This is a genomic window from Tessaracoccus sp. MC1679 (assembly GCF_014164775.1).
GTDB lineage: Bacteria > Actinomycetota > Actinomycetes > Propionibacteriales > Propionibacteriaceae > Arachnia.
In genome coordinates, this window is sequence record NZ_JACJGB010000016.1 from 1 (window position 1) to 9,020 (window position 9,020).

Sequence of the window (9,020 nt, forward strand, 5' to 3'; positions counted from 1 at the left end):
GGGGGGCAGGTGGCGCGCAAGCGCGCCACCGTGCGGGCCGCAAGCGGCCCGCTGCATGGGAGCGGCCTAAAGGCCGCTTGGCTAGGCTTTACGGCTACCGGATGGGTGGTGGGTTGTCGGCCCTTCGGGCCTCCCGCGAGGGGCCGGCCCGGCCCGCAAGCGGGCCCGGCCGGTCTTAGTGTTGTGTGTGCACGCGTGTTTGGTGCGCGCAAGCTCGCTACTGTTGCGCTGGTGTGCGGTGGTGTGTGTCGGCGGTCGTGTGGCCGGTCACTACGTCGAGGTAGGCCACCAGCTCGACGGGTGGGCGGCCGCCGCGAGCGGCGATCAACCCCCGCAACCCTCTAGTGGCTTCTGCGATGCGGTCCAGACGCTCCCGGGCCGCGAGCCCGTAGAACTGCTCAGCAGAGCGGTAACCGGCCCTGAAGCCCTCCTGATAGCCGTCCACGGTTCAGACCGTCGTGTTGTCTCGGAGCCAGTCGGCGGGGTTGCTGCACGTGAGTTCGCTGAGCATGGCGACGGTGCGTGATCCGGGGGTGAGGGCGTCGAGTTGGGTGAGTGCTTCGACGACGGCGGGGCCGTGGCCTGCTGCCCAGCTGGCGAGGGTGAGGAGGGCGAGGACGCCGGGCAGGTGCGCGTCGGTGCAGTGCTGGCGCATAACGAGCAGGTTCCGGTAGGCCTTGTGGGGATCGCGGACGATGCTGGCGACAGCGGCGGCGAGCCCGTCGCGGCCGTCGAGCAGCGCGGCGGCGTCGGCGGCGTCGTCGGGGTGCAGCTCGTTGCTGTCCATGGCGGCGCTCAGGAGCCTCTGCCGTTGGTTGTGGCTGGCGCCTGCGGTGCGGGCCTCGACGGTGTGCGCGTCGGCGGGGTGCCGGGGGGCGGTCACTGCGGCCACTGTGTCGGCGCGGGTGCGTTCCGGTTGGGGCAGCGACGGGGTGAACGGCTCCGAGTCGAGCAGCTCCCCACGGTCGCAGCGCCACGCGGTGGCGCCGTCGGTGATGTGCTGGCGGATCACGGCGCCGTCGAACGGGCCGCGTGCCAGTCCATCGAGCACCAGCGCGGCCCACTCGGGCCGTTGGCTGTAGCCCACCAGCTCCACCGCATCGGCGCCGCTGTTGCGCATCGCCACCAACACGTCGCGGGTGCACGCCTGGGCATCGGCCAGGTCCACCCGGCCACAGAACGCCACCCGGCGCCCACACAGCCCCACCACCACCACCGACTCACTCGGCTGGAACCCCAGCAGCGCGGGGCCCACAGCCACCGCATCCGACGGCGACGACGACAACACGATCTTGTCTTGCATAGTTTCTTCCCTTTCCCGGAAGGCGGGCCGCTGGTCAGACGGCCCTGGATGGATGCCCCCCAGTCTACCGCCGGACAGGCACCAACATCCCTAGCCACAAGGAGGTTCCCTCCGCCACGACCCGGGTAGGGGTCGTGGCGGAGGGAAACCCCCGGGGCAAGCTCGGGAGGTGAGCCGGCCCCGGCGGGGTGGGTCTACTACCCCTCCTCCACGGACCATTCCAAGTCGCGCTCTTCGGTGACCCATCGGGCGATGTCTTCGCTGGTGATGTCTTCGCTGGCGCGTTCGAAGTTCCAGCCTCGGATGGCGCGCGTGATGGTGATGGTGATCTCGGCCTCATAGTCATTGGTGCGACCTTCGAGCCCGTTTTGCTCCATGAACTGGTCGTAGCGTTCGCACAGGTCGTTGTCCTCGGCGTACTCGTTGGCGGCGCAGTTGAGCGCCGACTTCCAGGCCTCGAATGCGCGGTGCTGAGCCACCAGCAGCCCTACCGTGCGCGGGTCCTCCTTCTCCCGGTCCTCCAGCACCATCACAGCTGCCGGGTCGGTGACCATGCTGGTCTCCACCGAGTTCCCGGCCACCGCAAGGAAGTACAGACAGTTGGCCGATCCGAACAACGGCTCCAGCCACACCATCTCCTGCCCGTGCACGAGAACAACGCTCCCCTGTTCCGGCAGCAAGGCGTTAGACGCCTCCAGCATGCTGACCGGGCCGGCGGTACTGACCAGCTGGCCGTCCTTGTAGGCAGACAGCTGCACCGGCTGCCCGTCTTTGAAGATGTGCCTGCCGACCAGACGCACCCCCAGCTCCTCGACACGCATCTCATCAGCGTCGACAGCCGCAGCAACAACAGACATCGGGTCCCTCCTTCATAGGGATAGCGGAGGCTGGTGAGACCTCCATCGGATGGCTCCATTCTACCCCCGCACCCCGCCAACACCCTTCGTCACAGCACGGTGACCCCCTGCCACGACCCGGATACGGGTCGTGGCAGGGGTGCAACCGCGAGGGCTGTTAGGGGCCGACGGTGCCCGTTCTCGCGGCGGATGGTGGCCGTGATGCGGGTGGTGGATCGTCCGGGCCCGGTCCTTCCTTGATCGGGCCGGGTCTTCCTGCTGCTTCGGTGGCGGCGCCCGGTTCGTCCAGGTTGGGTTCTGGAGGGATGTCAAGGATGGCCGTGCGGTTCACGCTCATGCCGATGAGCGTGCCGTTCCGATCTACCGTCTGCTCCATGCCGAGAGCCCATCCCCTCCGTCTCGGAGCGTCGGCGCGCTTTCACGGAGCCTGGCGCACGTGTTGCATACGCGGCCGCTGCGTTACCGGGGCGACGCCACGCCGCGCGCGCAGCAGCGCCTCATCCTTGACGTTCTCGCGGACGACCATTCGGCTGAGGATCCGCTTCTGCGTCTCCGGCGTCCAGTAGATCTTGAGATGCTGGCGAGCCCGGGTGATGGCGGTGTAGAAGATGCTGTGCGAGATCCGCTTCTCGTTGGCGTCCGTGATGACGACCTTGACGCTCGCGAACTCGAGGCCCTGTGCGCGGTGGATCGAGACGGCGTACGCGATCTGAAAGGGCAGCACCGTGGTCGTGGAGTCGTCATCGTCGTCGGTGTTCGAGCGCTCGAACACGTCGAACTGCACGACGGTGTCCGACACCCAGCGCAGGTCCGTGCCCCAGAGATCCGCCGTTGTCACGGTCCGCTTGATGTCGACGTCGAAGGTGATCCGGCCGGGCGAGTAGTCGACCTTGGTGATCGTGCCCTTCATGTTGTTGAAGATCACTGGCCGGAACCGGTCTGTCTCGTTAAAGAGAACAGGGTCGCCGACCTTGAAAGTCGAATCGCCCCACTGGACGGCGCGGTTTGGGTTGCTCGTCTGCATGAAGCGGTTGATGTTGTTGATGCCGTAGAGACCGTCGTAGTTGAGGCAGAGCACGATTTCGTCCGGGTCGACGCGGGCGAAGAGCGACCCATCAAGCGTCCCTGCGAATTCGTTGCCGGAGATCGACTCCTCGATCTTGTCGTCGAGTGTCCGCACTCGGTTCCAGAGCGTCAGCAGTGCATCGTCCTTCGTGCGGAACGGTTCCGTAAGCTCAAATACGGAGTGGGGCGTGATGTAGGAGCGGATCGTCCTGAACCAGTTGCCGAACTCGATGGACTCGATCTGGTAGACGTCACCCACGAGCACCAGAAGGTCGAACGACGTCCGGTCGAGCACCTTGAGCAGATCCGAGTTGCCGACCGTACTGCACTCATCGATGACGAGCAGGTCGTAGTGCAGTGAGCCCGTAGGCCCCGAGCCGAGGTGGCGGTCGATGGTGCTGAAGTAGGCATCGCTCGTCTCAACGCGGCTCCGAAGGTTGTCGACGGCGGTGTTGGTCTTGGCGAGGAAGAGCTGGCGAGCTCCATCGAAGTACGACGCGATGTGCTCGACCATCCGGGTCTTTCCGGTCCCGGCCGCGCCGTAGATCAGGGCGACCTTGGACTCGGCGAACAGCCGGGTGAGGGCATCGGCCTTCAGGTCATCATCGATCTCTAAGGGGTTGGCGTCGAGCCAGGCCGCCGCGTCGACCTCATGGTCGGCGACGCCGCTCGCTGCGATGGCCTGCAGCTCGTTGATAATCGTGACCGAGTCGTTCTCGTACCCGGTGATGAACACGTGCCCCTTGTCGTGGGCCATGATCCGCGGCTTGTGCTTCTCGGTTGGCGGCAGCAGCCCGTTGTAGGTCGCGACCAGCTTGTCCAGGTCGCCGAGGTCTTCAAGGTCCGCGTCCGGTGTGTAGATGGCGCCGTGCTGCTCGACGTTGTTCATGACGCGCCTCGCCAGGAACTCATGCTCGCGCCCCATGCTGCCGATCGCCGTGGCTAAATCGTAGAAGCGCGGCGTGTGGCGCCGCGGGTAAGTGCAGAAGGGCATGGTGTCGAACGGTCTCGACATCGGCGTGAGGTAAAGGTTCGACAGCCACCCACAGCGGTCGGGCTGGTACTGCACGCGCACCACGTTGTTGTTCATGCCGAGAAGCAGGTACCGCAGAATCCGCGTACCGGGGCGGTTCCGCCGGATGATGTCGCGCGAACTCTGGAGCACGGTGAAGATCTCGTCGGCCCGCTTGATGCCGTCGGTCGCCCAGGTGCGGATGCGCTCGAAGTCCGCGTCAGGCATGTCGATCAGATCGAGCAGGCTGAACTCCGTCGTCGTGAGGTACTGCATGAGGTTGCGGTACTCAAGCTGCCCGGTGCTCACCTTCGTCTGCTGGCCGAAGAAGCGGGCGTAGTTGTTGAACTCGCAGGGGCGGATCGAAACCTCCCACGAGCGAATCAGGATGATCGGCATCGCCTGCCCGAAGACGTCGATCGAACTGCTCTCCAGCTCCATGTTGGCGGCGTAGGAGTCCGACACCTCGATTTTGGTGAAGCCGATGATGCGGTCAAACTTGCTCGTCCGGTTGTGCGCCGGAGCGAAGGTGACCTCGTAGTAGATTCGCCCGTTCGCGTAGAAGGGTCGGGAGCTCAGGACGTAATACCGATCGCGGCGCGGCCCGCCCGGCGAAATCAGGCCCGGCGCCTCGATCTTCGCCGCGATCTTCTCGTGGTACTCGTGCAGCAGCGGATCGAGGTCGAGCGGGAACTGCTCGAGGTTTCTTAGGATCTGGATGCCGAGGTGATCTTTGGCGATCTGGCGGGTGCGCAGCAGGTACTCGTAGTACTTCAGCATCAGGCGTTCGGAAGGGTCGCTGTCGAGCGTGAAGTGCGACACGCTGACTTGCAGCATGGCGTGGAAGCGCGTCAGCGGTCGGTATTTGGCCTGCGCCTTCGCGAAGTCACGGGCGGGATCGAATTGCGTTTGGTAGGTGAAGCGGAGTTCCGGATTGCCCGTATGTGCCCACACGACCATCGCTTCGATGAGATCGCGCAGGTACTGCAAGACGTTCTTCGAGAGGAACCCGCGGTCTGCGGTGATCATTGAGATGTTCGTCTCGATGGCGTCGCTGGCTGCGCGCACCTGCCCCTTGATCGTTGCCATCACATGGTCCGCTCGTGATGGTGGTGCACCGCGTCGCGGCTGCGGCGGGGGACGCGCATGGCACTCACGAACTCGACGCCCGCAGCACGTGGCTGCGATCCATGCGGTTCGAGGATGGTTTGCACCAGAAACTCCTTGGCCTGGACTCCGAGCGTGGGGAAGCCCAGCTGGGGCATCGGTCACACGTCCTTCCGACCTACTTCATGATCGAGACTGTATCGGAGCCAAGGATCATCCTCACGAGGCTGGCCGCACCATGCCCATGCACACACTGCGACCAGGCCGTGGCTGCGATGACCCTGATCATGACCTTGCGGTCATGGTTGGGTTCGACCTGACCGTGATGTGCACGAGGTCTCGAATCGAATCGGGACTCAGTGCAGCGGGCCGGCCTCCACCCCTGCATAGCGATGGTCGGAAGGCCGACATCAGCTTCCTACGCACTCATCCAATGCGCTCTGATGCCGCGGTGTGCGAGGGTCGCCTGTCGGCGGTCGGTTCCCGAGCACGACCGCACGTCCTCTATTACCGCTGTGGTGCGGTGTGAGATCCAAGGGGTTCGCCTGCATCTTCGCGGGTCAGGGCCCCGACTTGGTCCGTCCTCACGATGAATCGTCTCGCTCAAGTATCGGCGCAACCAGCGCTTCGATGGATTCAAGCCGAGGGTCACGGTCGCCTACAATCATCCGGTCCACGAGCATTGATTTCACAGCGTCCGCGGCGCCCCAGATCTCATCGGCAAGGTCGGGCCGCTCGATCTCGTGCGGCACGAGCGGAGCGCCATCCTCGTCCAAATCGACGTAGAACCCGCGCTGCTTCGCCCTATTGTCAGTGTCAGCCAGGTTCTCGAGGTATTCGACGTACTGGCGCGGGTCGCTAGCGCCGGTACCGGGTCGGAGTTCTACCTCCGCACGGCTCCGGAAGAGGCGCAGTTCTGAGACGAACTCGTCGGCCCCTTCGATGTAGTGGGTGGATTGCATCAACTTCTGGCGGTGGCTGGCACCGAACTCGTCGAGGTACGGCACATCGAGCGGGGCCTCATCGCCCGAAGACCAGGACACCCCGAAGATCTGGGCCACCCACTGCGCCTTACCAAGCTCCTCCAAGGCAAGGACCACCAGCGACTGCGCGCGAGGTGACACAGGGCCCAGGGTGTCAGCATCCACAACGAGGCGCGCGGCGTTGTCGACAAGGGCGAACCAGAATGCTCGCGCCTTGTTGGGCTCCAAAGCGGTCATAGGCCTGATGGTAGAAGCCCGCCCCGATCACAGACTCCTCGGCGCCGCCGCCGTACAGCTGCGATGCCAGCCGACAATGGATGACATGCCACTGCAGCTCCTCGGGCAGACACACTGATCTGCCGCGAGGTGCGCTGCATTGGGCCACGGCGGCTCAGAGGTCCGGTAGCGCGCCGCCAGTGATGAGGCCCCTGGTGCGTCGGTAGTGTGGATGCATGGATGGTTCGACGTGGTCGTCCCCAGTTCATGAGGACTTGGCCGTGGCGCTCGTCGAGCGGATTCTCGAGACGGGTCGCCGCACCACCCCCCATGCTGGGCGACCGATCGAGCAGGTCACCGCCGCGCACGCTTTGTGGATCTGTGCTTGCATCACCATCGGTGAGGCGCCGACGTGGCTGATCTATGAAACCGCCGAGGAAGGAATCGCCTGGTGCAGGGTTCCGGACGGCGTCAGCGAGCATGACCTCGTCGTCGCGGAGGTGAGTGCCGGCGGGCACGCCGATCCCAGGGATGTTCTGCGCTGGTTGCAGGACAGATCGCCCGAGCCTTGGGGAAGCACGGGGAGCGGTTCCGGTGCCCCTGGCTTCCTCGACCGATTGGCACGCAAGATCCGCCGCCAATAGCCGACCTGCCCCGCCTGCGTGATCAGGCGCACGAGACTCTCAATCGCTCTCATGCCGCGAGCCGGTGGCTTATTCGTGAGACGGTTCCTCGGTTTCGGTGAGTTGCCGGAGCGCTTGGACGTGGCCGAGGTAGGCGGTGCGTCCTGCGGGGGTGAGTCGGATCCAGGTTCGTGGTCTGCCGAAGGGTTGGGGGCGTTTTTCGAGGGTGAGGTAGTTGGCTTGGGCGAGCAGTTTGAGTTGCTTGGAGAGTAGTGACGTCGAGATCTCGAGGGCGTCTTCGAGGGCGCTGAACTCGAGGTCGGTGGCGGTCGCGAGGGCGGCGGTGATCCGGAGCCGGGTTGGGGCGTGGATCAGGTCGTCGAATCTGGGGACGGGGGGTTCCCAGCTCATATGAGGTCGTAGCGGTCGTAGTCCCCGGCGATGAGGCGCCGGATGCGGTAGCGCTCTTCCGAGCGCAGCCAGGCGTATCCGCCCATGGCCGCGATCAGTCCCGCCCCGAGGGAGTACCAGGGTTGCCAGTTGGGTGGTGCATCGATTTGGCCCAGGACGAACAGCACGGCGTACAGCAGGGCGAACCTGAGCGTGCGAGCACCGATGGCGCGTTGGTCGAGCACCTGCCCTCGTCCGCGGGCTTGCCGGTGCAGGGCAACCGCGAACACGAGCGAGCCAACGACCAGGACGACGATCGCGGCCACCCAGTATCCGGCTGTGCCGAGGGCGATGGTGGCGCCCGCTGCGGTGCTGATGCCCGCGTCGATCCACGCGGGCCGCCGGGTGGCCGTCGCGGCGGCGGTGCGTGACGCGGTGATCTGCTCGAGGCTGGCCCGGGCCTCTTCAGGCGTTGGCTGCTCGTGGGCGTCCATGGCCGCCTCTCTGTGAGTTGGTTGACGATGTATCAAGTATCTGTCTTGGTTGTCGTTTCGTCAACCAACTTGGACGCCGCCACCTGCCGCAGTCGCCAGACCAGACGTACGGACATGCCGCGGTGGGTGGAGTTCCTCGGTCAATCAAGGAGCTCGTCGGCGTGCCCACCATCGTCCAGACGCGAGCAGGACCGCCGCGGTCGCCAACAGCCACCACAGTTCGTCCATCCCTGGTGGATCGGCCCACGGGCCGAAGTAGAACATCGTGACCATGATGGCCGCCGTGACGATCGCCGCCAGGGCGACGCCGACGATCAGCTCGACGATGAATCGCATCACCCTGGGACTCCTTCACCTGCACGGCCGCGCGCACCACGCTTCCGTCGCGTCTGCCCTTTCGCGATCACTGACGACGACGTAGCCCCAGTTGAAAACCGGCAACTCCGCTCACGACGAGCGAGCCGGCGAAGACCAGGGCTAAGCCCCAGACTTGTCCGGGCTGCAGCACCAGGGTGGTGGACCACGGTTGGTCCGCTAGAGGGGCGTAGGCGAACCACCCGAAGGAGCTCGGGCCCGGCGCCGTCATTGCGAAGGTGATGATGCCTGAAGCCGTGAGAGCGGCACCGATGCCGCCTAGGACCAACTGCGCTACGGCTCGCGTGTTCGCCATACACAGCAGTGTGGCATGCGTCGAGCGCACCACTCCTGGCAGCAACTGGAAAGGCACTCATCCACCGCACCTCGTGGGTTCTCTTCATGCAGCAGTAGCCAGGTGGCACGGGCGCTTCAGCGCGAGATCACTCACCGCCGTAAATCGGCCCGCGTCACCTGAGCGAGTCGACCCACAGGATGAGCGTGGTGCAGACGGCGACGGCCGCCAGGGAGACCGCGGCGTCGAGGGTGGTCACGTCGGTGGCGTTGAGGTCGCCCCAGCCGATGGCGCCGAACACGAAGCCTAGGGAGTTGTTCA

10 protein-coding genes are annotated in these 9,020 nt (G+C 65.3%); 1 reads left to right on the forward strand and 9 read right to left on the reverse strand.

From position 1 onward, the window contains the following. Positions 1-217 precede the first annotated feature (217 nt). The 6 genes from H5398_RS16640 to H5398_RS16665 form a co-directional block, all read right to left on the reverse strand. A complete protein-coding gene (locus tag H5398_RS16640; RefSeq protein WP_182800863.1) occupies positions 218-445 on the reverse strand; it encodes a hypothetical protein in 228 nt (75 codons plus the stop codon). 3 nt (positions 446-448) lie between these two features. Further along, positions 449-1,303 carry a DUF4192 family protein gene (locus H5398_RS16645; protein WP_182800864.1) on the reverse strand — a complete coding sequence of 285 codons (855 nt, stop codon included), beginning with the start codon at positions 1,301-1,303 and terminating at the stop codon, positions 449-451. A 197-nt stretch (positions 1,304-1,500) separates the two neighbouring features. Next, entirely contained in the window at positions 1,501-2,124 is a 624-nt protein-coding gene (locus tag H5398_RS16650) for a hypothetical protein (RefSeq protein ID WP_182800865.1), read from the reverse strand. Between the two features lie 454 nt (positions 2,125-2,578). Beyond that, positions 2,579-5,326 (reverse strand): ATP-dependent RecD-like DNA helicase, encoded by a 2,748-nt coding sequence (locus H5398_RS16655; protein WP_182800866.1) that lies wholly within the window; start codon positions 5,324-5,326, stop codon positions 2,579-2,581. Continuing rightward, positions 5,326-5,502 carry a hypothetical protein gene (locus tag H5398_RS16660; protein WP_182800867.1) on the reverse strand — a complete coding sequence of 59 codons (177 nt, stop codon included), beginning with the start codon at positions 5,500-5,502 and terminating at the stop codon, positions 5,326-5,328. Before H5398_RS16660 ends, H5398_RS16655 begins: the two co-directional genes overlap by 1 nt. A gap of 426 nt (positions 5,503-5,928) precedes the next feature. Next, on the reverse strand, positions 5,929-6,564 hold the full coding sequence (locus H5398_RS16665) for an AbiV family abortive infection protein (RefSeq protein ID WP_182800868.1): 636 nt from the start codon (positions 6,562-6,564) through the stop codon (positions 5,929-5,931). A 260-nt stretch (positions 6,565-6,824) separates the two neighbouring features. On the opposite strand from H5398_RS16665, the gene H5398_RS16670 reads away from it, so the two are divergent. Beyond that, positions 6,825-7,187, forward strand: coding sequence for a hypothetical protein (locus H5398_RS16670; protein ID WP_182800869.1), 363 nt, complete (start codon positions 6,825-6,827; stop codon positions 7,185-7,187). Positions 7,188-7,256: 69 nt separating this feature from the next. Here H5398_RS16670 and H5398_RS16675 read toward each other — a convergent pair whose 3' ends face one another. The 3 genes from H5398_RS16675 to H5398_RS16685 all read right to left on the reverse strand — a co-directional run bounded on the left by H5398_RS16675 (position 7,257) and on the right by H5398_RS16685 (position 8,389). Next, positions 7,257-7,577, reverse strand: coding sequence for a transcriptional regulator (locus H5398_RS16675; protein WP_182800870.1), 321 nt, complete (start codon positions 7,575-7,577; stop codon positions 7,257-7,259). Then, positions 7,574-8,050, reverse strand: a complete 477-nt coding sequence (locus tag H5398_RS16680; RefSeq protein WP_182800871.1) for a hypothetical protein — start codon at positions 8,048-8,050, stop codon at positions 7,574-7,576. Before H5398_RS16680 ends, H5398_RS16675 begins: the two co-directional genes overlap by 4 nt. Before the next feature lie 144 nt (positions 8,051-8,194). After that, on the reverse strand, positions 8,195-8,389 hold the full coding sequence (locus H5398_RS16685; RefSeq protein ID WP_182798548.1) for a hypothetical protein: 195 nt from the start codon (positions 8,387-8,389) through the stop codon (positions 8,195-8,197). Positions 8,390-9,020 lie beyond the last annotated feature (631 nt).